This window comes from Nocardioides agri (assembly GCF_013778305.1).
GTDB lineage: Bacteria > Actinomycetota > Actinomycetes > Propionibacteriales > Nocardioidaceae > Nocardioides > Nocardioides agri.
Genome location: NZ_JACEIC010000002.1, coordinates 2,174,577 through 2,197,205, shown reverse-complemented (window position 1 = coordinate 2,197,205; position 22,629 = coordinate 2,174,577). Strand labels below are relative to the sequence as shown.

At 72.0% G+C, this 22,629-nt stretch carries 22 protein-coding genes; 10 read left to right on the top strand and 12 right to left on the bottom strand.

The annotated features are described in order from the left end of the window. Positions 1-12: 12 nt before the first annotated feature. From gnd to dnaA, 3 genes are all read right to left on the bottom strand, one after another. Positions 13-933 (bottom strand): phosphogluconate dehydrogenase (NAD(+)-dependent, decarboxylating), encoded by a 921-nt coding sequence (gene gnd, locus HZF07_RS15170; protein ID WP_157342760.1) that lies wholly within the window; start codon positions 931-933, stop codon positions 13-15. 29 nt (positions 934-962) lie between these two features. Beyond that, entirely contained in the window at positions 963-2,099 is a 1,137-nt protein-coding gene (dnaN, locus tag HZF07_RS15165; protein ID WP_181645235.1) for a DNA polymerase III subunit beta, read from the bottom strand. Between the two features lie 430 nt (positions 2,100-2,529). Further along, entirely contained in the window at positions 2,530-3,951 is a 1,422-nt protein-coding gene (gene dnaA / locus HZF07_RS15160) for a chromosomal replication initiator protein DnaA (RefSeq protein WP_396954815.1), read from the bottom strand. Between the two features lie 560 nt (positions 3,952-4,511). Here dnaA and rpmH point away from each other — a divergent pair. Genes rpmH through HZF07_RS15120 form a run of 8 tightly spaced genes read left to right on the top strand, consistent with a single transcriptional unit; the run spans position 4,512 to position 9,680 of the window. Then, entirely contained in the window at positions 4,512-4,649 is a 138-nt protein-coding gene (gene rpmH, locus HZF07_RS15155; RefSeq protein ID WP_011758123.1) for a 50S ribosomal protein L34, read from the top strand. A gap of 26 nt (positions 4,650-4,675) precedes the next feature. Then, positions 4,676-5,044, top strand: a complete 369-nt coding sequence (gene rnpA / locus HZF07_RS15150; protein ID WP_181645234.1) for a ribonuclease P protein component — start codon at positions 4,676-4,678, stop codon at positions 5,042-5,044. After that, the gene (gene yidD / locus HZF07_RS15145; RefSeq protein ID WP_157342757.1) at positions 5,041-5,334 is read left to right on the top strand and encodes a membrane protein insertion efficiency factor YidD; all 294 of its coding nucleotides are present in this window, start codon (positions 5,041-5,043) and stop codon (positions 5,332-5,334) included. Before rnpA ends, yidD begins: the two co-directional genes overlap by 4 nt. 36 nt (positions 5,335-5,370) lie before the next feature. Further along, on the top strand, positions 5,371-6,339 hold the full coding sequence (gene yidC, locus HZF07_RS15140; protein ID WP_157345370.1) for a membrane protein insertase YidC: 969 nt from the start codon (positions 5,371-5,373) through the stop codon (positions 6,337-6,339). Beyond that, a complete protein-coding gene (locus HZF07_RS15135) occupies positions 6,336-6,881 on the top strand; it encodes a Jag family protein (protein ID WP_434063454.1) in 546 nt (181 codons plus the stop codon). Before yidC ends, HZF07_RS15135 begins: the two co-directional genes overlap by 4 nt. Before the next feature lie 44 nt (positions 6,882-6,925). Next, positions 6,926-7,633, top strand: a complete 708-nt coding sequence (gene rsmG, locus HZF07_RS15130) for a 16S rRNA (guanine(527)-N(7))-methyltransferase RsmG (protein ID WP_309504767.1) — start codon at positions 6,926-6,928, stop codon at positions 7,631-7,633. Beyond that, on the top strand, positions 7,630-8,739 hold the full coding sequence (locus HZF07_RS15125) for a ParA family protein (RefSeq protein WP_309504766.1): 1,110 nt from the start codon (positions 7,630-7,632) through the stop codon (positions 8,737-8,739). The genes rsmG and HZF07_RS15125 overlap by 4 nt, the downstream gene beginning before the upstream one ends. Next, positions 8,736-9,680: a ParB/RepB/Spo0J family partition protein gene (locus HZF07_RS15120; protein WP_181645232.1), complete on the top strand. Its 945-nt coding sequence runs from the start codon at positions 8,736-8,738 to the stop codon at positions 9,678-9,680. The genes HZF07_RS15125 and HZF07_RS15120 overlap by 4 nt, the downstream gene beginning before the upstream one ends. A gap of 39 nt (positions 9,681-9,719) precedes the next feature. Here the strand turns inward: HZF07_RS15120 and HZF07_RS15115 are convergent, their stop codons facing one another. Continuing rightward, positions 9,720-10,484, bottom strand: a complete 765-nt coding sequence (locus HZF07_RS15115; protein WP_157342755.1) for a lysophospholipid acyltransferase family protein — start codon at positions 10,482-10,484, stop codon at positions 9,720-9,722. Positions 10,485-10,501: 17 nt separating this feature from the next. Next, positions 10,502-11,716 (bottom strand): pyridoxal phosphate-dependent aminotransferase, encoded by a 1,215-nt coding sequence (locus HZF07_RS15110; RefSeq protein WP_181645231.1) that lies wholly within the window; start codon positions 11,714-11,716, stop codon positions 10,502-10,504. A 61-nt stretch (positions 11,717-11,777) separates the two neighbouring features. Between HZF07_RS15110 and HZF07_RS15105 the strand changes: the two genes are divergently transcribed. Further along, positions 11,778-12,425 carry a GNAT family N-acetyltransferase gene (locus tag HZF07_RS15105; protein WP_157342754.1) on the top strand — a complete coding sequence of 216 codons (648 nt, stop codon included), beginning with the start codon at positions 11,778-11,780 and terminating at the stop codon, positions 12,423-12,425. Between the two features lie 18 nt (positions 12,426-12,443). Here HZF07_RS15105 and trxA read toward each other — a convergent pair whose 3' ends face one another. The 7 genes from trxA to HZF07_RS15070 all read right to left on the bottom strand — a co-directional run bounded on the left by trxA (position 12,444) and on the right by HZF07_RS15070 (position 21,110). Next, the gene (trxA, locus tag HZF07_RS15100; RefSeq protein ID WP_309504765.1) at positions 12,444-12,770 is read right to left on the bottom strand and encodes a thioredoxin; all 327 of its coding nucleotides are present in this window, start codon (positions 12,768-12,770) and stop codon (positions 12,444-12,446) included. Positions 12,771-12,849: 79 nt separating this feature from the next. After that, a complete protein-coding gene (gene trxB, locus HZF07_RS15095) occupies positions 12,850-13,875 on the bottom strand; it encodes a thioredoxin-disulfide reductase (RefSeq protein ID WP_157342753.1) in 1,026 nt (341 codons plus the stop codon). 75 nt (positions 13,876-13,950) lie between these two features. Then, positions 13,951-14,610: a hypothetical protein gene (locus HZF07_RS15090; protein ID WP_157342751.1), complete on the bottom strand. Its 660-nt coding sequence runs from the start codon at positions 14,608-14,610 to the stop codon at positions 13,951-13,953. A 54-nt stretch (positions 14,611-14,664) separates the two neighbouring features. Then, a complete protein-coding gene (gene sigM, locus HZF07_RS15085) occupies positions 14,665-15,339 on the bottom strand; it encodes an RNA polymerase sigma factor SigM (protein ID WP_157342750.1) in 675 nt (224 codons plus the stop codon). Continuing rightward, on the bottom strand, positions 15,336-17,195 hold the full coding sequence (locus tag HZF07_RS15080; RefSeq protein WP_157342749.1) for a protein kinase family protein: 1,860 nt from the start codon (positions 17,193-17,195) through the stop codon (positions 15,336-15,338). Before HZF07_RS15080 ends, sigM begins: the two co-directional genes overlap by 4 nt. Before the next feature lie 64 nt (positions 17,196-17,259). Continuing rightward, on the bottom strand, positions 17,260-18,936 hold the full coding sequence (gene murJ / locus HZF07_RS15075; RefSeq protein ID WP_157342747.1) for a murein biosynthesis integral membrane protein MurJ: 1,677 nt from the start codon (positions 18,934-18,936) through the stop codon (positions 17,260-17,262). Next, the gene (locus HZF07_RS15070) at positions 18,933-21,110 is read right to left on the bottom strand and encodes a DUF6049 family protein (protein ID WP_157342746.1); all 2,178 of its coding nucleotides are present in this window, start codon (positions 21,108-21,110) and stop codon (positions 18,933-18,935) included. The genes murJ and HZF07_RS15070 overlap by 4 nt, the downstream gene beginning before the upstream one ends. A 69-nt stretch (positions 21,111-21,179) precedes the next feature. On the opposite strand from HZF07_RS15070, the gene HZF07_RS15065 reads away from it, so the two are divergent. After that, on the top strand, positions 21,180-22,625 hold the full coding sequence (locus HZF07_RS15065) for a CCA tRNA nucleotidyltransferase (protein WP_181645230.1): 1,446 nt from the start codon (positions 21,180-21,182) through the stop codon (positions 22,623-22,625). Positions 22,626-22,629 lie beyond the last annotated feature (4 nt).

Sequence of the window (22,629 nt, the reverse complement as noted above, 5' to 3'; positions counted from 1 at the left end):
GTCACGGGCACGTCAGGCGTCGGGGTTGGCGTCGGGGTTGGCGTCCCCGCCGACCGGCGGCTCGGTGCGTACGGCGTGGCCGCCGAACTGGTTGCGCATCGCGGCGATCGCCTTCATCGCCGGGCTGTCGTCCTGCCGGGACACGAACCGCGCGAAGAGCGAGGCGGCGATGACGTTCATCGGCACCGCGTTGTCGATGGCCGCCTCGACGGTCCACCGGCCCTCGCCGGAGTCCTCGGCGTAGCCGGCGATCTTCTCGAGGTGCTCGTCGTCCTCGATGGCCGCGACCAGCAGGTCGAGCAGCCAGGACCGGATCACGGTGCCGGAGCGCCAGGAGTCGAAGATCGCCGGCACGTTGTCGACCAGGTCGACCGTCTCGAGCAGCTCCCAGCCCTCGGCGTAGCTCTGCATGATCGCGTACTCGATGCCGTTGTGGACCATCTTCGCGAAGTGGCCGGCACCCGGCTTCTTCCCGGCGTGGACGAACCCGCCCTCGTCGGGCTTGAGCGCGTCGAAGGCCGGCTGCACCTTCGCGACGTCCTCGTCGGTGCCCCCGCACATCAGCGCGTAGCCGTTCTTCAGGCCCCAGACCCCGCCGGAGACGCCGCAGTCGACGAACCCGATGCCCTTCTCGGCGAGCATCTCGGCGTTGACCTGGTCGTCGGTCCACTTGGAGTTGCCGCCGTCGACGACGAGGTCCCCCTCGCCGAGCAGGTCACCGAGCTCGCGGATCGTGGCCCGGGTCGGCTCCCCGGAGGGAACCATCACCCACACCACCTTCGGCGAGGGGAGCTGCTCGACCATCTCGGCGAGGCTGCCCGCGTCCGCGAGATCGGGGTTGCGGTCGTAGCCGACCACCGTGTGGCCGGCGTTGCGCAGGCGCGTGCGCATGTTGCCGCCCATCTTGCCGAGTCCGACGAGTCCGATGTCCATGGGCTCAGCCTAGGCCGGGAGGGTGCGCGTCAGGAGAGCAGGCGGCGCGGCATCAGCAGGTAGCGGAACGCGGAGTCCGACTCGCCCTCGGTGGATCCGCTGATGACGACCGGCTTGGACGACTGCGTGAAGGCCAGCTCGACGACCTGCTGGTCGATCACCGTGAGCCCGTCGAGGAGGAACTGCGGGTTGAAGCCCGTGGTGATGTCCTCGCCGTTGATGCTGGCCTCGATGGACTCCGACGCCTGCGCCTCGTCGCCCGACCCGGCGTCGAGGGTGAGCACGCCGTCGCTGAACGCGAGCTGGACCGCGGTGTTGCGCTCGGCGACGAGCGAGACGCGGCGCACGGACTCGATGAACGCGGTCTTGTCGACGAGCGCCGTGGTCAGGTGCTCGTTGGGGAACAGGCTGCGGACCTTGGGGAACTCGCCGTCGAGCAGGCGGGTCGTCGTACGCCGCCGGCCGCCGGCGCCCTCACCCTCGAACCCGATGATGCCCTCGCCGGTGCCGGTGGCCGACAGCGCGATCGTGACCTCGCCGCCGCCGGTCAGCGACTTCGCCGTGTCGCCGAGCACCCGAGCGGGCACCAGCGCGGCGGCCGAGACGTCGGGGGTGCCGGGGTTCCACTCGAGCTCGCGCAGCGAGAGACGGAAGCGGTCGGTGGCGAGCATCGAGATCGTCGAGCCGTCGATCTCGATGCGGACGCCGGTGAGCACCGGGAGCATGTCGTCGCGACCGGCCGCGGTGACCGCCTGGGCCACGGCGTGCGCGAAGCCCTCGCTGTCGACGGTCCCGGTCGCGGCCGGCATGTCGGGCAGGGAGGGGTAGTCCTCGACCGGCATGGTCTGGAGGCTGAACCGCGCGGACCCGCAGGTGAGCGAGACCCGCGCGCCGTCGAGCACCATCTCCACCGGCTTGGCCGGCAGGCTCCGGCAGATGTCGGCCAGCAAACGACCGCTGACCAGCGCCCGCCCCTCGTCGCTGACCTGCGCGCTCAGTGTGGCGCGCGCGGAGGTCTCGTAGTCGAAGGTCGACAGCACCAGGCCGTCGTCGGTCGCCTCGATGAGCAGACCGGCGAGCACCGGCACGCTCGGGCGGACCGGCAGGCTGCGGGCAGCCCACGCCACGGCATCGGCGAGGACGTCGCGCTCGACGCGGAACTTCACGGTTGTTCCTTCGGGTCGGACGAGTGGGGATGCGAATCCTGCCATGAGGAGCGCGAGCGCGGGAGGTGCGGTGGGGTTTCCAGGGGTTGTCCCCAGGAAGGGGCCCGGATGGATGTTCCCAGGGAGTCGGATCGTGTCTAGGTAGGTCGGAGTCACAGCATCGGTGGAAACTGTGGACAATCCTCGTCCGCCCAGGTCAGACCCGGTTTCGGTGGTGCACAAGGGTGTGGAACGACAAATGCACGACTCGCGCGGGATGTGGAGCGGTGTCGTTCGTGCGCAGGTTCGGCGCCGTCCCTCCACAGCTCCCCTCGGCGGGTGGCACGGTGGCGCACAGGTCGTCCACAGCCGGTGGAAGCACACGAAATGACCACGAGCCGCCCTCGTGAGGGCGGCTCGTGGGGTGACGGGGAGACGGTGGGGAGACCGGTCAGGACTGGCGGGCCTGCATCTTGATCCGGTTGGTGAGCTCGGAGACCTGGTTGAACACCGCTCTGCGCTCGGCGAGGAGCTGGTTGATCTTCCGGTCGGCGTACATGACCGTCGTGTGGTCGCGGTTGCCGAACTGGGCGCCGATCTTGGGCAGCGACAGGTCGGTGAGCTCGCGGCACAGGTACATCGCGATCTGGCGGGCCATGACGAGGTGCCGGCCGCGGCTGGGGCCGGTGAGCTCCTCGATCGAGAGCCCGAAGTACGCCGCCGTCTGGGCGATGATCAGCGCCGCGGTGATCTCCGGCTCGCCGCCGTCGGGGATCAGGTCTTTGAGCACGATCTCGGCCAGGGTCATGTCGACCTCCTGGCGGTTGAGGTTGGCGAAGGCGGTCACCCGGATCAACGCGCCCTCGAGCTCGCGGATGTTGGTCTGGATCTTCGACGCGATGAACTCCAGCACGTCCGGCGGCGCCGTCAGGCGGTCCATGGCCGCCTTCTTGCGGAGGATCGCGATGCGCGTCTCGAGGTCCGGCGGCTGGACGTCGGTGATGAGCCCCCACTCGAACCGGTTGCGCAGGCGGTCCTCCAGCGCCTCGAGGCGCTTCGGCGCACGGTCGGAGGTGAGGACGATCTGCTTGTTGGCGTTGTGGAGGGTGTTGAACGTGTGGAAGAACTCCTCCTGGGTCTGGGTCTTGCCCTCCAGGAACTGGATGTCGTCGATCAGCAGCACGTCGACGTCGCGGTAGCGCCGCTTGAAGCGGTCCTGCCGGTCGTCGCGGATCGCGTTGATGAACTCGTTGGTGAACTCCTCGCTCGACACGTACCGCACGCGGGCGGAGGTGTAGAGCGACCGGACGTAGTGGCCGATGGCGTGCAGGAGGTGGGTCTTGCCCAGCCCGGAGTCGCCGTAGACGAGGAGCGGGTTGTAGGCCTTGCCCGGCGCTTCCGCGACCGCGACGGCGGCCGCGTGCGGGAAGCGGTTGGACGAGCCGATGACGAAGGTCTCGAAGGTGTACTTCGGGTTGAGGCGGGTCTCGAGCGCGGTGGTCGGCCGGGGCGGCTCGACGGGCTCCGCGGGGGGACGGGCGTGAGCGCTGACGATGTCGTCCCGTTGCTTTGTCGATATGTCGCTTTGTGGCTCCGGCTCGGCTGCGGGGGTGGTCTCGGACTCGAGCGCCGGGTTGACCGTGACCGCGATCCGGATCTCCCGCCCGAAGCGCTCGCTGAGCGCGTCCTCGAGCTGGGCGCGCAGCCGGCCCTCGAGCTGGTTGCGGGTGAAGTCGTTGGGCACGGCGACGATCGCGGTGCTCTCGTGGAGCGTGACCGGCTCGCTCGCGTTGAGCCAGGCGCGCTGGTTGGGCTGGAGTTCGTCGACCACGCCGCGCCAGGCGACGCCGAGGTCCGAGGTCTGCTGCTCCACCGTTACCGCTTTCTGAATGGTTCGCTTCGGCCCGGATCCGATCCAGGCAGGCCCATCGTCAGGGACGCGGGTCCGGCTCCGCAGGGGAACCGGGCAGGTCGGTCGACCAGGTCGCGTCCACAACTTTGTCCACAGGTTGTGAACCCGGCCGTCTCCGGAGGGATCGGGCCGGTCCGAGACCCGGTCGCGATCCCTGGATCACCACGTTTGTGCAGGTCAGCGGCTTGTGGACCGTGATGTGGCGTCGGTCACAGCTGCGGCTGCGGGTCCGGGGATCGAGGCCGGCGGGGAACCTCGGTCCCCAGGAACGTAACCTGTGGAGAAGTGCAGCGGCAAGCCGTCATCCACAGGCGATCGGGTTTCCGGCGGACGCCGGTTTGACCCTGTGGATTCCGGCCGCGTACCGTTGTTCGGTCACCCGGTGTCGACCGGTGCCGCATGTCCACGACGGGCAGCCGCCATCAGGCGCAGTCGTGGGTGGGCGGTGCCAGCCGAAAGAGGCTACTGCACACGTCGCCCGGCCCGGTGTGGCTGCCCCGACCAAGCATGGAGAGAATCCTGTGAGCAAGCGTACGTACCAGCCGAACAACCGCCGCCGTCACAAGGTGCACGGCTTCCGCCTGCGGATGCGCACCCGCGCCGGCCGCGCGATCCTGTCGTCGCGCCGCCGCAAGGGCCGCAAGAGCCTCGCCGTCTGACGGCGGGCCGCCGCCCAGGCCGGCCCGTGCTGTCCGCGGCACATCGCCTCACCGACAGCGCCACCTTCCATCGGACGGTTCGCGCCGGTCGGCGCGCCGGTTCCCGCACCCTGGTGGTGCACCTGGTCCCGGCCGACCCCGACGGTGATCCGGACGGTGGTCCGGACGGGCCGCGGGTCGGCTTCGTCGTCAGCAAGGCGGTGGGCAACGCCGTGGTCCGCAACCGCGTGAAGCGCCGGCTTCGACACCTCGCCCGGGAGCACGTCTCGACGCTCCCGGGCGCTGCTGTGCTCGTGGTGCGTGCGCTGCCCGCAGCTGCCGAGGCGTCCTCCGGGGAACTCCGCGCCGACCTGGGCCGTTGCCTGTCTCGGGTCACGGCGGAGGTGAGCGGATGAGGTACGACCCGCTGCGCTGGGCGCTGATCGGGTTCCTCCGCGCCTACCGCCTGCTGATCAGCCCGCTCTACGGCCAGGTCTGCCGCTACCACCCGACCTGCTCGGCGTACGCGCTCGAGGCCGTGACGGTGCACGGTAGCCTCCGAGGCACCTGGCTCTCGGTGCGCCGGCTGGCCCGCTGCCACCCCTGGGCCGCCGGCGGCTACGACCCCGTGCCGGCCCGCACTGAACACACACCGTCTTCCCGCACGCACGCGGGCCCGTCTCCCTCACCCCAGCAAGGAGCCTGACCCGTGGGATTCCTCGGCGAAATCGGCCACCTGATCATGACGCCGCTGTACTACGTGATCTCGGCGGTCCTGGTCGCATGGCACTGGATGTTCAGTGAAGTCCTCCAGATGGATCCCGACGGCGGCGCGACCTGGGTGCTGTCGATCATCGGTCTGACCCTGACGGTGCGGGCCGCCCTGATCCCGCTGTTCGTGCGGCAGATCAAGTCCAGCCGCAACATGCAGCTCATCCAGCCGAAGGTCAAGGAGCTGCAGAAGAAGTACGGGCACGACCGGGAGCGTCTCGCGCAGGAGACGATGAAGCTCTACAAGGAGAGCGGGACGAACCCGTTCGCCTCGTGCCTGCCGATCCTGATCCAGATGCCGATCTTCCTGGCGCTGTTCCGGCTGCTCGACCACCACGCCGCGAAGCTCGACGGCATCTTCTTCCTCACCGACGACCTGGCCCGGAGCTTCGGGCAGGCGGAGCTCTTCGGTGTCGTGCCGCTGAGCGCGACGTTCCTCAAGAGCGGCGGGGTGCTGGCGGTGCAGATCGTCGCCGCGGTGCTCGTGCTCGCGATGACCGCCACGACGTTCACCACCCAGCGCCAGCTGATGAGCAAGAACATGCCGGCGGACGCGCTGAGCGGCCCCTACGCCCAGCAGCAGAAGCTGCTGCTCTACGTCCTCCCGATCGTGTTCGCCGTCGGCGGCATCGCGTTCCCGATCGGCGTGCTCTTCTACTGGACCACCTCCAACCTGTGGACGATGGGCCAGCAGTTCTACGTCATCCGCAACAACCCGGCACCGGGCACGGCCGCTGAGAAGGCGAAGCAGGAGCGCGACCGCGCGAAGGCCGCCAAGCACGGCAAGCCGGCCGTGACGGAGACGACCGTCGTCGAGCCGGAGGTCGAGCAGCGGCCGGCGCCACGCCAGCAGCCGAAGAAGCAGACCAAGAAGCAGCGCCAGCAGGGCTCGGGCCAGCGTCCCGCCCCGAAGCCGAAGCCCGAAGGAGGCACCAAGTGAGTGACGAGTCCGTGACCGAGACGGTCGACGCGCCCGAGGAGACGGTCGAGACCGAGACGGTCGAGTCCGAGAGGTCCGGCTCGCGGTTGGAGCAGCTCGAGCAGGAGGGCGACATCGCCGCCGACTACCTCGAGGAGCTGCTGGACATCGCCGACCTCGACGGCGACCTGGACATGGACGTCGACGGCGATCGCGCCGCGGTGTCGATCGTCGGGGCCGACCTCTCCCAGCTGGTCGGCGACCGCGGGGAGGTCCTCGAGGCGCTGCAGGAGCTCACGCGGCTGGCCGTCTACCGCGAGACCGGTGAGCGGTCGCGGCTGATGCTGGACATCTCCGGCTTCCGGGCCCGCAAGCGCGAGGAGCTGGAGCGCCTGGCTGAGGAGTCGGTCGCCACGGTGAAGGAGACGGGCGAGCCGCTCTCGCTCAGCCCGATGACGCCGTTCGAGCGCAAGGTCGTGCACGACGCGGTCGCGGCCGCCGGCCTGACCTCGGAGTCCGAGGGCGTGGAGCCCCGCCGGCACGTCGTGGTGCTGCCGGGCTGAGCATGGATCCCGCTGTTTCACGTGAAACGCCCTCCACGCCCGAGGTGGCGCGGAGGGCGTTCTCGTCTGCCCGCCTGCCGGTGGCCGAGGCGTACGCCGCGCTCCTCGCCACCGACGGCGTCGTCCGTGGCCTCATCGGCCCCCGGGAGGCGCCGCGCCTCTGGGACCGGCACCTGGTCAACTGCGCGCTCCTCGGCGAGCTGCTGCCGGACCAGGCCGAGGTCTGCGACATCGGCAGCGGCGCGGGCCTGCCGGGCCTGGTGCTGGCGATCGCCCGCCCGGACCTCCGGCTCACACTCGTGGAGCCGCTGCTGCGGCGGACCACGTTCCTCGACGAGGTCGTCGAGCGGCTGGCGCTCGACAACGTCGAGGTCGTGCGAGGCCGTGCCGACGCGCTGCACGGCGTGCGCACCTTCGACGTGGTCACCTCGCGCGCGGTGGCGCCGCTCGACCGCCTGCTGTCCTGGTCGATGCCGCTCGTGGCTCCGACCGGCGCGCTGGTCGCGATGAAGGGCTCCTCCGCCGCTGAGGAGGTCGCCGGTGCGGCTGAGGAGCTGCGGCGATGGGGCTGCGCGGAGCCGGAGATCCACCTGCTCGGCGAAGACTGGCCCGAGGTGTCACCGACGGTGGCCCTCCGGGTGGCCTGGGCGGACCCCCGGCAGGTATCTTGGCCGCTTGCGCCGGCCGCGAAGAAGAGGCACACGGCAGGGGGCCGTAGCCGGTCGACATCGAAGCGGAGGCACAGGACGTGACCGAGAATCCCGGGTCGGGCTCGGAGTTTTCCACCGGGACGGAGACCGTCCCCGAGCGTCTTTCTCCACAGATCGGCGTCGTCCATCCACAGGACGGACAACCGTCGTCCGGTTCTGACGACGCGGCTGTTTCACGTGAAACAGACGCGGCCGCGGCCTTCCAGGTCCGCACGGCGGCCGACATCGCGGTCGCCGCCCCGACCTTCGACGACGACCACGCGACCCCGTTGGCGCGGGCCGCCGAGCACGTCGTGCTGGCCCGCCAGGGTGCGCTGATGCGCCCGGCGATGCCGCGCCCGGACCACACCCGGGTGTTCGTGGTGGCCAACCAGAAGGGCGGCGTCGGCAAGACCACGTCCACCGTCAACGTCGCCGCCGCGCTCGCCCAACTCGGGCAGCGGGTGCTCGTGGTCGACCTCGACCCCCAGGGCAACGCGTCGACCGCGCTCGGGGTGGAGCACCGACGCGGGGTGCCGTCGACCTACGACTCCCTCGTCGAGGGCGTCCCGCTGGCCGACGTCGTCAGCGCGTCGCCGGAGGCGCAGAACCTCTGGGTGGTGCCGGCGACCATCGACCTGGCGGGCGCCGAGATCGAGCTCGTCTCGGTCGTGGCCCGCGAGAGCCGGCTGCGCAAGGCGATCCATGGCCACCCGTGGGTCGGCTCCGCCACCGCGGCCGGCGAGGAGCGCTTCGACTACGTCTTCGTCGACTGCCCGCCGTCGCTGGGCCTGCTGACGCTCAACGCGCTCGTCGCCGGCGACGAGATGCTGATCCCCATCCAGGCGGAGTACTACGCGCTCGAGGGTCTCGGCCAGCTCCTCGAGACCGTCGAGATGGTGCGCGCGCACCTCAACCAGGGGCTCGACGTGTCCACGATCCTCGTGACGATGTACGACGCCCGCACCCGGCTCGCCTCCGGGGTGGCCGAGGAGGTGCGCGAGCACTTCGGCGAGCGGGTGCTGCGGACCAGCATCCCCCGCTCGGTGCGGGTCTCCGAGGCGCCGTCCTACGGCCAGACCGTGATGACCTACGATCCCGGTTCGCCCGGTGCGCTCTCCTACCTGGAGGCCGCACGCGAGATCGCCGCGCAAGGAGCCTCCCAGTGAACGCCAACCGTCCACCGCAGCGTCGAGGCCTCGGTCGGGGCCTCGGATCCCTGATCCCCACGGCGCCGACGACGGACGAGGAGGGCGTGGAGGTCGCCGGCACGACGTCGGACCCCAGCCTGGCGCCCGTGGCGGGTGCCTACTTCGCCGAGCTGCCGGTCGCCCAGATCCGCCCCAACGACGCGCAGCCCCGCCAGGTCTTCGACGAGGAGGCCATGGAGGAGCTCGTGCACTCCGTGCGCGAGATCGGCGTGCTGCAGCCGGTCGTTGTCCGCCGGCGCGGTCCGGAGGACTACGAGCTGGTCATGGGGGAGCGGCGCTGGCGCGCCACCCGGGCCGCGGGCCGCGACGTCATCCCGGCGATCATCCGCGAGACCGACGACGTCGACATGCTGCGCGACGCGCTCCTGGAGAACCTCCACCGATCGCAGCTGAACCCGCTGGAAGAGGCGGCCGCCTACCGGCAGATGCTCGACGACTTCGAGTGCACGCACGAGGAGCTCGCCGACCGCATCGGCCGATCCCGGCCGCAGATCAGCAACACCCTCCGGCTGCTCAAGCTCAGCCCGTCCGTGCAGCGCCGGGTCGCCGCGGGGATCCTCTCCGCCGGCCACGCCCGCGCCCTGCTCGCGGTCGGCGACCCCGAGGTGCAGGACCGGCTGGCGGCCCGGGTGATCGCCGAGGGCATCAGCGTGCGCGGCCTCGAGGAGATCGTCGCGGTGCGCGACGCCGACGAGTCCGGTGCGCCGGCCCGGCTCGTGCGCAAGAAGCCCGTGGCGCCGGGCCTGGTCGACCTCGCCGAGCGGCTCTCGGACCGCTTCGAGACCCGGGTGAAGGTCGACCTCGGCCGTGCGAAGGGCAAGATCACCGTCGAGTTCGCCTCGATCGACGACCTCCAGCGGATCGTCGACATCATGGACCCACAGCGCACCCGGCCGTAGGCACTTGTCGTTCTGGAAACAGAGCGATAGAGCGATAAGTCAGTTTGTCGACTTATTGGCACGGCGCTCGGCCCGACGGCGGCGCTCCTCGTCGTCCAGCCGGAGGGCCTCCTCCGGCGACGGGGCGGTGCCGCCGTACGACGCGGGCAGCCACCACGAGCCGGGTGGCTGCTCGGCCGCGGGGTAGGCGCGGATCGTCCGGTCGAGCAGCCCGGCCATCGCCGCCCGCAGCTGCGCGGTCTCCGCGACCGGGTCCGCGCCCGTCGGGTGCAGCGGCTCGCCGACCGTGATCGCGATCGTCTTGCCCCGGGAGAAGTCGCGCGGGTGGTCCTTGGTCATCATCCGCTGGGTGCCCCACAGGACGACCGGGACGAGCGGCACCTGTGCCTCGGCTGCGATCCGGACGGCTCCAGTCTTGAACTCCTTGAGCTCGAAGGAGCGCGAGATCGTCGCCTCGGGGAAGATCCCGACGGCCTCGCCCGCGCGCAGGTACTCGACGGCCGTGCGGGCCGAGGCCTCCCCGGCGCCCCGATCGACCTCGATGTGGTGGAGCGAACGCATCAGCGGACCGACGAACCGGTGGTCGAACAGCTCGCGCTTGGCCATGAACCGCACCAGTCGGCCGGAGGGGTTGGCGGCCAGGCCGCCGTAGATGAAGTCGACGTAGCCGATGTGGTTGCACGCGAGCAGCACGCCGCCCTCACGAGGGACGTGCTCGGTGCCCGACATCGTGAAGTGCTGGCCGAGCAGCCGGAACGCGGTCTTGGCGGCGACGATGACGGGGGGATAGGTGAGGTCGCGCATGGTGGCCCAGCATGCCCTCAGCGACGGGTGGCGAGGAAGTCCGCGATCCGGCCGATCGCCTCCTCGAGCACGTGGGCGTCGGGGAGCGTCACCAGCCGGAAGTGGTCCGGCCGCGGCCAGTTGAAGCCGGTGCCGTGGGTGACGAGGAGCTTCTTGGCCCGGAGCAGGTCGATGACGAACGTCTCGTCGTCCTCGATGGGGTAGACCTCGGGGTCCAGCCGCGGGAAGCAGTAGAGCGCGCCCATGGGCTCGACGTTGCTGACGCCCGGGATCTCGTTGAGCAGCCGGCTGGCCAGCTTGCTCTGCTCGTAGAAGCGGCCGCCGGGGACGATGAGCTCCTGGACCGACTGGTAGCCGCCGAGCGCGGTCTGGATGGCGTGCTGCGCCGGCACGTTGGCGCACATCCGCATGTTGGCCATCAGCGTGAGGCCCTCGAGGAAGTCCTCGGCGACCTCCTTGGGGCCGGAGATCATCACCCAGCCGGCCCGGTAGCCGCAGACCCGGTAGGCCTTCGACAGCCCGCTGAACGTCAGGCACAGCACGTCGCTGCCGGCGTACGACGCGGCGTGGTGGTGCACCGCGTCGTCGAACACGATCTTCTCGTAGATCTCGTCGGCGAAGACCACGAGCTCGTGACGCCGGGCGATGTCGATGAGCCCCTTGACGGTGTCCTCGCTGTAGACCGCGCCCGTGGGGTTGTTGGGGTTGATGATCACGAGGCCGTGGGTGTTCTCGGTGATCTTGGCCTCGATGTCCGCGAGGTTCGGGTTCCAGCCGTTGGCCTCGTCGCACTCGTAGTGCACCGCGGTGCCGCCGGACAGCGTCACGGCGCCGGTCCACAGCGGGTAGTCGGGCGCGGGGACGAGGATCTCGTTGCCGTCGTCGATGAAGGTCTGGAGGACCATCGTGATCAGCTCGGACACGCCGTTGCCGATGAAGACGTCCTCGACGGTCACGTCGCGCAGGCCGTGGCTCTGGTAGTACTGCGCCACCGCGGTGCGGGCCGGGTAGATGCCCTGGCTGTCGCTGTAGCCCTGCGAGTCCGGCAGGTGGTGCACGATGTCCGCGACGATCGCCTCGGGTGCGTCGAACCCGAAGGGTGCGGTGTTGCCGATGTTGAGCTTCAGGACGTGGTGACCCTCTGCCTCCAGCCGCTGGGCCTCGACCAGGATGGGACCGCGGACGTCGTAGCGGACGTTCTGGAGCTTCCGGCTCTGTCGGATCTTGCGCACGCCGTCATCCTCGCAGGCCCGCGCCTACCATGGCCCTTGGGTTTCACGTGACGGAGGTGTGATGTCGCGCAAGATCGTCCGGCTGACGCTGGACCACCTCGACACCTTCGACGCGCCCTGCCGCTCATGCCTCTTCTGGGAGCTCGACCCGGTGCGCCGCGAGCGCGTGGCCGACCGGTGCGCCGAGAAGGACGCGTGGGTCTCGCAGGTGCTGCGCGAGTGGGGGTCGTGCGGCCGGGTGGCCCTCGTCGACGAGGTGCCGGTGGGCTTCCTGGTCTACGCCCCGGCGGCGTTCGTGCCCGGAGCCGCGAGCTTCCCGACCGCACCCGCCTCACCCGACGCGGTGCTGCTCACCACGGCGTACGTCGATCCGGCGGAGCGGGGCGGGGGGCTCGGCCGGATGCTGGTGCAGGGGATGGCCAAGGACCTGATCCGCCGCGGCGGCATCGACGCGGTCGAGGCGTTCGGTGACCCGCGGGGGACCGGCCGCCACCACATGGTCCCGGTCGACTTCCTCGGGAGCGTGGGGTTCAAGACCCACCGTCCGCACCCGGTCAGCCCACGGCTCCGGATGGACCTGCGGACGGCCGTCACCTGGCGTGACGAGGTCGAGGCCGCGATCGAGCGGATCGTCGGGGCGGTGCGGCCGGTGACCCGGCCGGAAGCGACGCGAGGCCCGACGCCGGGATCGGCGCGGGCCTCGCGTTGAGGTGCTGGGTCAGCTCGCTCAGGCGGTGAAGTCCTCGAGCTCCTTGAGGATCGCGGCCTTCGGCCGGGCGCCGACGATCGTCTTCACGACCTCGCCGCCCTGGTAGACGTTGATCGTCGGGATCCCCGTGACGCGGTAGGTCGAGGGGGTGACCGGGTTCTCGTCGACGTTCATCTTGAAGAACGTGATCTTGTCGCCGTGCGCGCCGGCGATCTCGTCGAGGATCGGGGCGACCTGGCGGCACGGGCCGCACCACTCCGCCCAGAAGTCCACGAGGACCGGCTTGTCGGACTTCAGGACCTGCGCGTCGAACTCGGCGTCGGTCACGGCGTTGATGTTGCCCACGGGTGGCTTCCCTTCTTCGGTGAACTCAAGGTCTGATCACAGTCAACACCGAGGTGCCGACCGTTGTTCCGAGGCTCGCTCAGGCGCCGGCGGTCTGCGCGACCTCGGCGATCAGCTCCGCGTCGGCGCGCGACTGCGCGTCCTGCGGGCTGGTGGCCGCGTGGTCGAGCTCGGCCAGGTAGCGCTCGGCGTCGAGCGCCGCGGCGCAGCCGGTGCCGGCCGCGGTGATCGCCTGCCGGTAGTGGTGGTCGACGAGGTCACCGGCGGCGAACACGCCCGGCAGGTTGGTGCCGGTCGAGGGGTGGCTCGCGATCACGTAGCCGTTCTCGTCGAGGTCGACCTGGCCCGGCAGCAGCTCGGAGCGGGGGTCGTGACCGATCGCGATGAACAGGCCGGTCGCCGGGAGGTTGCTCGTCTCGCCGGTCACGGTGTCCTTGAGCGTGAGCGACTCGAGCCGGTCGGCGCCGTTGATCTCCTCGACCACGGAGTTCCAGATGATCTCCAGCTTCGGGTCCGCGAACGCCCGCTCCTGCATGATCTTCGAGGCGCGGAGCTCGTCGCGGCGGACGATCAGCGAGACCTTGGAGCCGAAGCGGGTGAGGAACGTCGCCTCCTCGATCGCCGAGTCGCCGCCGCCGACGACCGCGATGTGCTGGTCGCGGAAGAAGAAGCCGTCGCAGGTCGCGCACCACGAGACGCCGCGGCCGGAGAGCTCCTCCTCGCGCGGCAGGCCGAGCTTGCGGTAGCCGGACCCCATCGCGAGGATCACCGCCCGGGCGTGGAAGGTGCCGTCGGCGGTCTTCACGACCTTGACGTCGCCGGTGAGGTCGACCTCGACGACGTCGTCGGCGACCAGCTCGGCACCGAAGCGCTCCGCCTGGGCGCGCATCTCGTCCATCAGGGCCGGACCCATGATGCCGTCCCGGAAGCCGGGGAAGTTCTCGACCTCGGTGGTGTTCATCAGGGCGCCGCCCGCGGTCACCGAGCCCTCGAAGACGAGGGGCTTGAGGTTGGCGCGAGCGGTGTAGAGCGCGGCGGTGTAGCCGGACGGGCCGGAGCCGATGACGATGACATCTCGAACGACGTCGCGCACGGTGTCGGACATGGAGGGTGACTCTCCTCGGTGAGGGACGCGGGACTGCGACCAGTACAACCGATCGTAGGTGAGGAACCTTCCCGCTCAGCCCACGGGGACGCTCACCGAGCGGACCGGGGTGCTCTCCCCGCACAGGTAGACGTCGGCGACCCGGACACCGCCCGCCGGGGGGCGCAGCACGAGGACCGCCGGCGCCCCGTCGTACGTCGCAGCGAGCGACCGCCCCGGGCCGGACGGGGCCGGGCACTCGTCGACCTCGTCGGCCGAGCGGCCCTGGTCGGAGCCGGCCGCCGAGGCGGCGACCAGCCGCTGCACCTGCTGCTCGAGCCGGTCGGAGCGCAGCCGCACGACCGGGCCGAGGCTCGCCAGGCCCTGCCCGTCCAGCTGCCCCTCCGCCTGCGCGTCGCCGTCGAGCGGGCTCGGGGCCGCGGGCGCCGCCGCGGACTCGCGCGCCGCGCTGTCCGCAGACCCCCCGGCGTCGGAGGAGTCCGTCGACATGCCGGAGAGGTCGACGCGGCTGATGCCGAACCCGACCAGCACCACCGCGGCCGCGGCGACCAGCCCGTTGCGCAGCCGGGTGCGCCGCCGGCGGGCCGCGGCCAGGTCGACAACCGCGGGGGGCGGACCTTCGGCACGGAGGTCGGCGAGCACGTCGTCGAGCCGTGCGGCGACGTCGTCGGGGAGCGGCTCGGCGTGGCGGGCCTCGGCCAGCAGGCGGCGGACGGCGTCGTCGGGATCGTTCATGGGAGCTCACCTCCTCTCGGGTGCGGGCGGGTGTGGTCTGGGCAGGGGACGACCTCAGCTCACGGGCGGGCCACGGGGTGGGTCACCGGGTGAGACGGGCGCGGGCGGGACGGGGTTCCGGGCCGGGACGTCGTCTGCGTCACGCTCGGCGTCCAGCAGGGGCGCGAGCAGCTCGGCGAGCCGCGCCCGGCCCCGGGAGCACCGCGACTTCACGGTGCCGACCGGGCAGTCGAGCATCACGGCCGCTTCGGCGACCGGGTAGCCCTCCATGTCGACCAGCACCAGCGCAGCGCGCTGCTCCGGCGGCAGGGTCGCGAGGGCGTCGAGCACCACGCCCCGCCGTTCGTGCCGCACGGCGACGTCGGCCGGGTCGGGGGTGCCGCTCGGGTCGGCGGCGACCAGCGAGCCCCGGCCGCTGCGCTCGTCGAGGTCGTCGGGGAGGGGGTCGGCGCGGCGCACCTTGCCGGCCCGGAGGCGGTCGAGGCAGGCGTTGACCACGACCCGGTGCAGCCAGGTGGTGACGGCCGCGTCGCCGCGGTAGCTCGACGCCCGGCGGTACGCCGCGATCATGCCGTCCTGGAGGCCGTCGGCCGCGTCCTCGTGGTTGCCCATCGTGCGCAGCGCGACGGCCCACATCCGGTCGCGGTGGCGGGTGAAGAGCACGCCGAACGCGTCGCGGTCACCGGCGACGTGCGCGGCGAGCAGCTCGCGGTCGGTGCGCTCGCTCATCCGCGGACCGTCACCTCGGCGACCGCACCCTGGAACCCGCCGGCGACGGCGGGGAGCGAGGTCAGCCACACGACGACGTAGCGCCCGGTGGTCGGCTCCGGCAGCTCGATCTGCCCGGCCGCGTCGACGGTCGCCGACTGGACGGGCGTGAGGTCGCGGACCCCGGTCGGCACCGCGTCCGTCAGGTAGAGCGACACTCCGGTGGAGCCGCCGGCGACCGTGACGTCCACGGCGCTGACCGACTGGCTGCTGCCGAGGTCGAGCAGCAGCCCGACGCCGGTCTTGAGACCCTGCGGCCCGAAGTTCTGCTCGTAGGTCTGGGTGCGCCATGCGGTGGTCGCGTCGCCGTCGAGCGCGAGCGGCACCTCCTCGGGGTTCTCCTCACGAGGAGAGCCCTGCGGGTCGAAGTCGCTCTTCGCGACCACCTCGATCGGGTTCGAGGACCGCGCGATCGGCGTCTGGCTGCTGGGGCTCGGGGTGGGGGACTCGTCCTCCGGCAGGGCGCCGAGCGGCGTGCGGCCGCGGCCGACGTTGTAGGCGACGACCACGGCGAGCAGCAGGAGCACGCCGGCGCCGATGATCGCCGCGAGGCGCAGCCAGCTCCGGCCGGGCACCTCCTCGGCCTCGAGGTCGGGGTCGGCCACGGCGATCGCCCCGGTGCCGGTGTCCCAGGGCCAGAACGAGCGACCGGCCGGACCGGCCGGGGTCGGGCGGGGCGTCGGCTCGGGCTGCGGGTCCGGCGCCCGACCGGGCCGGGGCGTGCGCACCGGGGCGCCGTCGGTCGGCGCGGGGGCGAAGAGCGGCCGCTCCGGCGGCTCCTCGAAGGGCGGTGGGGGTGGCGCCGGCGTCCCGGGCGCGGTCATCCACGACACGCCGCCGTCGTCGTCGAAGATCGGCAGGCCCGCCTGGGTCGGCTCGGGCTCGGGGACCCGTTCGGGTACGGGCTCCGGCTCGGGCTCGGGCTCGGGCTCCGGGGGCGCGGCGTCGTGCGGCAGCAGGTCCGGGACCGGCGGCAGGACCGGGACCTCGGTGGTGTCGCGGTGCCCCGCGGCCGCCTCCGCCTCGGCCAGGCCGGTCGGGTCCCCGACGAACTCGCAGAGGTAGTCGGCGATGCCCTGGGCGGTCGCCAGGTCGTGGGTGCCGCGGAGCCGGGCCGCGGTCGGGCCGGCGTAGGGGTTCACGATCTCGTCGCACAGCGCGTCGAGCGGACGGGGGATCCCCGCCCGGACCTGGCGGGGGCGCAGCACCCGGCCCTGCTCGACCGGCGCCGGAGGGACGGCGGAGCCGGGCGACCCGGTCCAGCGGCCGGTGAGCGCGGCGTAGAGGAGGCTGCCGAGGTCGGCGACGTCGGTCGTCACGCGCCCGGGCGGCAGGCCGTGCATGGCGGCGTCGACCGCGAAGCCGATCAGGCGGACCCCGCCGGTGTGGTCGATGAGGACGTTCTCCGGGACCAGCCGGCCGTGCGCGACGCCCGCGCGGTGACCCGCGGCGATCGCCGCCGCGACCTCGGAGACGATCCACGCCGCCCGGCGCGGCCCGAGCGGCCCGCCGCCGGCGAGCATGATGTCGAGGGAGTCGCCCGAGCCCCACTCGTTGACGACGAAGCACAGGCCGTCGGCCTCGTCGGCATCCAGCACGCGCAGCAGCCGCCGGTCGTGGACGGTCGCGGACCGGCGGGCGGCCTCCATCAGCGCTGCCGCCCGCTCGTCGTCCTCGGCGATGACGTGCAGGGCGACGTGCCGCTCGAGGATCCGGTCGTGCGCACGCCAGAAGCGGCCGCCTCCGCTCTCGGTGAGGAGGTCGACCAGGCGGTACCGGTCGGCGAGCACGTCGCCCGGCCGGATCGAGCTCGGCACTCAGCTCCCTCCGTCTGCCGTGATCAGGTCTGGGCCGTAGGGCTCAAGGTCATCGTAGGGCGAGTCATGGTCGTCGCAGGACGGGAACACGGCGGGTGATCGTCTCGATCATCGAGGTCAGCTCCCGCACGTGGAACGCGCGGGCCAGGGCGACGAGCACGACGGCGTCCACCGCGCCGACGACCGTCAGCCGGACCACGGCCAGGATCCAGCTCTCGTCGTCGGCGACCGAGTCGAGCAGGTACGCCGTGCCCGCGGCCGCCGCCGTGGCGAGGCCGGCGACGATCGCCATCCGCACGAGGAAGCGCACCAGCGCCGGGGTGTGCAGCCCGCCGAGGAGACGCCGGAGCACGGCGTACGAGAGGCACGACCCGACCAGGTAGGAGGCGCTGTAGGCGAGCACGAGGGCGGGCGACGTCTCGGCGGCGGTGGCCTCGCGCACCAGCAGCATCGCGACGACGATGTTGGTGCCGGCGACCGCGCACTGGATCCAGAAGACGGTGCGGGTCATCTCCAGGGCGTAGAAGCCGCGCAGCACCAGGTAGTGGACGGTGAAGAACACCAGCCCGATGCCGAAGAGCGCGAGCGACGGCGCGTAGCGGTCGAAGAGCTCCGAGCTCGCGCCGTACCCCCAGATCAGGTGCGAGAGATCGGTGGCGATGACCGGCAGCAGCAGGGCGAACGGCAGCACCACGCTCAGCGCGGTGCGCAGCGTCTCCGCGAGCGTCCGCGACATGGCGGCGCGGTCGTCACTCGCGGCGCGCGCCGACATCCGCGGCAGGATCGCGGTCGCCAGCGAGACCGTCACGACCGAGTGCGGGACCATCATGATGAGGAACGTGTTCTGGTAGACGGTGTAGCCGGTGCCGTCGGGGTCGGAGGCGGTGCCGCCCGAGGCGAGGTGGACGACCACCGTGTAGGCGATCTGGTTGACGACGACGAACAGCACCGTCCACACCGCGAGGCGCATCGTGTGCCCGAGGCCGGTGTGGAGGAAGTCGAAGCGCGGGCGGTAGTGGACGCCGGCGGCGCGCAGGTAGGGCACCAGCACCGCGAACTGGGCGACGATGCCGAGCGTCGCGCCGAGGCCGAGCAGGAGCTCCTGACCGGGCGTGAAGGCGCCGACGATCTCGGCGCCCCGGGCGGGCCCGAAGACGACGAGGTAGGTGACCAGCACGCCGACCGAGATGATGTTGTTGGCGATCGGCGCCCACATCATCGGCCCGAACCGGCCGCGGGCATTGAGGATCTGGCCGACCAGCACGAACATCCCGTAGAAGAAGACCTGGGGCAGGCAGAACCGCGCGAAGTCGATGATCGACTGGCGCTGGTCCGCCAGCTCGGGCTCGGAGTAGTCGGAGTCGAGGAAGAGGTCCATCGCCCATGGCGCCAGGGCGATCAGCACGAGCGTGACGGCGCCGAGGAAGAGCGCGGCGAGGGTCACGATCCGGCTGAGGTAGGCGTCGCCGCCGTCGGGGTCGCTGCGCATGGTGCGCACGAGCTGGGGCACGAGCACCGCGTTGATCACCCCGCCGGCGACCAGGATGTAGACCATGTTCGGGATCGTGTTGGCGATGTTGAACAGGTCGGCGTGCAGGGCGGGGCCGAGCGCCGCGGCGAGCAGCGCCGAGCGGATGAACCCGCTCATCCGGGAGAAGACCGTGCCGGCCGCCATCACCGCGCTGTTGGCGAGGACGCCGGCGCGCTCGTCCTCCGGGCGCTCGTCGTCGAAGGTGCTCATGAGCGGGCCGCCCGGACCCGGCGCACCAGCCGGAGCACGATCGTCGCGAACAGCAGCGCCACGCCGGTGCCGAGGATCAGCCAGATCACGTTGCTGACCCGGTTGGACCGGATCGGCACCGGGTCGGAGTCGATCGTGGTGCCTTCGGTGTCGGTGAGCACGAGGTTCGCGGACCGGACGCCGGCGCCGTCGGAGGAGGCGTTGAGCAGCACGGTGGTGCGGGCGTCCGCCGCCAGCTCGATCGGCTCGTCCGGCACCGAGACGCGCAGCTGCGGGTCGGTGACCGCGCGGAGCCGGACGGTGACGGGCTGGTCGAGGCCGTTGGTGAGCGTCGCCGTGAACCGTCCGCTGCCGCTGGAGAGGATGACGGCCCGCGGCGCGTCGACCTCGACGGCGCCCAGCCGCTCCTCGATCCAGCCGCGGGAGCGGAACGCCGAGGCGCGGGTGCGCAGCGGCGCCCGGCGCGCGGCGTACCCGCGCAGCGAGTACGCCTCGCCGCGGACGACCCCCCCGACCTGGTCGTTGCGGGTGAGCAGGTTCTGGAGCGTGTCGCCCGCCGAGATCAGCTCGTCGGAGGCGGCGAAGTCGACCGCGCTCACCTCGGCGCGGCGCTGCCGGGCGGAGTAGCGGATGTCGTCGGCGGCGACCTCACGGCTGGGCTGCTGGGCGACGGCGCCGACCGAGGTCAGGTGCAGCCAGGGCAGGTCGAGACCCTCGAAGAAGCCACTGCTCGACGACGGCGCCCAGGTGTCGGGGAACACGACCACCAGTGGCCGGCTCTCGGGCGCCAGCGCCCGGAGGGCGGCCTCGCTGACCAGGCGCTGCCGCATCGCGATCGGCGAGCGGCGGTCCTCGGGTCCGGGCCCACCGCTGGCGGCGCCGAACGAGCTGACGACCACGGTGCGCGCGTCGGTGTGCGCGACGGCGGGCGGGTCGGCGCCGAACGCGCGGTCGGTCATGAGGATCCGGGTGTCCGGCTGCGTCAGGGCGAGACCGGCGCTGGAGAGGTAGCCGTTGGGCGCGGCGACGGCGGGGGTCAGCGGCGTGCCCCACGGCGCGAGCTGGGTGCCCGTGCGCTCGCGCGCCTCGGCGTACGCCGTCGGCTGCTGCTGCGCGGCGGCCGAGACGTCGAGGTCGCCGTACGGCAGCCCGAGGACCTCGCTGCCGGTCACCCCGGTCTCCAGGCGACGCAGCCACTCGGCGGCGGCCGCCGCGGCAGCCGCGGTGGCCTCGTCGCTCTCGGCCGGCTCCCCGTCGCCCTCCTCGTCACCCGCGCCGTCGCTCGTCCCGTCGGAGTCGGGCTCCTCGTCCGCGGACGCGCTGCCGCTCGGGGACGGGCTCCCCGAGGCGTCCGCGTCGGGCTCCTCGTCGATCGTCGGCTCGATGGAGCGGGCGGGGTTGCCTGCGGCGAGGTGGCCGGCGGCGGCGACGACTGCCGGGTCGACGAGCCAGCTGAGCGGCCGGTCGCCGGCGGCCACGCCGAAGTCGACGAGGGACCGGAGCTGGCCGCCGAGGGCCAGCGTCTCCCCCCACCGCTCGACGTCGGAGACCGACCCGTCGGCGTCGTGCCGCACCGCGTGGCGGACCGGCACCACCAAGGCCGTGTCGACCGGCTCCTGCGACGCCGGCACGAGCGGCAGGAAGGTGCGTGCGCGGCCGTCGGCCACCGCTGCGGGGTCGCGCTCCGCGCCGGTCTGGCCGAGTGCGTGCACGCCGAACCAGTAGACGCCCGGCACGCGCGGGAGCAGCCGCCGCGGGACGGAGAACGAGTACTGCTTGCTCTCCCCGGGGGCGAGCTCGTCGATGACGAAGTAGGGACCCGGGTCGGTGATCCGCTCACCGACCGGCGTGTCCGCCGGCGCCGCGGCCTGGGCCGCGAGCTCGGCGTCGGTGGTGATCGGGGCCTCGGAGGCGAAGGGATAGAGGTTGATCGTCGACCAGGTCTGCTCGTCGAGGTTCGTCACCCGGCCGCTCACGCGCACCGGCCCCCTCCTCGGGATCGCCGACGGCGTCAGCCTCTCGATGGTGACCGCCAGCGGCTCGGCGTCCGCGCGCTTGGGAGCGTGCGCGGCTCCGGCGAGTCCCGGCGCGAACGCGACGCTTCCGATCGCGACGAGCGTGGTGCCGAGGATCGCTGCTGCGAGGGCAGACAGCAGCGACACGGGGCGAAGCACGCAGTGACTCTACTGGCCGGGTCCGTGCGAATCGGGCCCACGGGCCAGTCGGCACTAAACTTGCCGCCCGTGCCCGCCGCTCCCCCTCCGCCACTCCAGATCGCCGACGCCCAGCGCAGTGTCGCGGCCGAGCTGGACCGGATCGCGCCGGTGATCGACGAGCTGGGCCGCCGCTTCACCGAGGCCGGGCACGAGATCGCGCTGGTCGGCGGACCGGTGCGCGACGCGATGCTGGGCCGGCACCACAACGACCTGGACCTCACCACGTCCGCGCGGCCCGAGCAGACCGAGAAGCTGCTCAAGGGCTGGGCCGACGCGATCTGGGACATGGGCCGAGCGTTCGGCACCATCGGCTGCCGCCACGGCGACTGGCAGGTCGAGATCACGACCTACCGCTCCGAGGCCTACGACCCGTCCTCCCGCAAGCCGGACGTGGACTTCGGCGACAGCCTGGAGGGCGACCTCCGGCGCCGGGACTTCACTGTCAACGCCATGGCCGTCACGCTGCCCGGCCGCGAGATCGTGGACCCGTACGGCGGCGTCGTCGACCTCGCCCACCGGGTGCTGCGCACGCCGGGCCGGCCGGAGGACTCCTTCTCCGACGACCCGCTGCGGATGATGCGGGCCGCTCGGTTCGCGGCGCAGCTCGGCTTCACGGTCGACCCCGCCGTGGTCGACGCGATGCGGGACATGGCGTCGCGCATCGAGATCATCTCCGCCGAGCGGGTCCGCGACGAGCTGGTCAAGCTGGTGTGCGCGCCGTACCCGCGGCTCGGCCTGACGCTGCTCGTCGAGACCGGCCTCGCCGACCTGGTGCTGCCCGAGCTGCCGGCCCTGGCGCTGGAGCGCGACGAGCACCACCGGCACAAGGACGTCTACGAGCACACGCTCACGGTGCTCGAGCAGGCGATCGACCTGGAGGCCACCCGCCTCGACGGCCCGGACTTCGTGTCCCGCTTCGCCGCGCTCATGCACGACGTCGGCAAGCCGCGGACCCGCCGCTTCGTCGAGGACGGGACCGTCACCTTCCACCACCACGACGTGGTCGGCGCGAAGATGACCCGCAAGCGGATGAAGGCGCTGCGGTTCTCCAACGACGACATCGACGCGGTCAGCCACCTGGTGGAGCTGCACCTGCGCTTCCACGGCTACGGGTCCGGGGAGTGGACCGACTCGGCCGTCCGCCGCTACGTGCGTGACGCCGGCGACCAGCTGGCCCGGCTGCACGTCCTGACGCGCGCCGACTGCACGACGCGCAACAAGCGCAAGGCCGACCGGCTGCGCCGGACCTACGACGAGCTCGAGGCGCGGATCGCGCAGCTCGCCGAGCAGGAGGAGCTGGACGCGATCCGGCCGGACCTGGACGGCAACCAGATCATGGAGATCCTGGGGATCGGCCCCGGCCGTGAGGTCGGCGAGGCCTACAGGTTCCTGCTCGAGCTGCGGATGGACAACGGCCCGATGACCGAGGCCGACGCCACCGCCGCGCTGCGTGCCTGGGCGGAGCGGCGTTGACGCC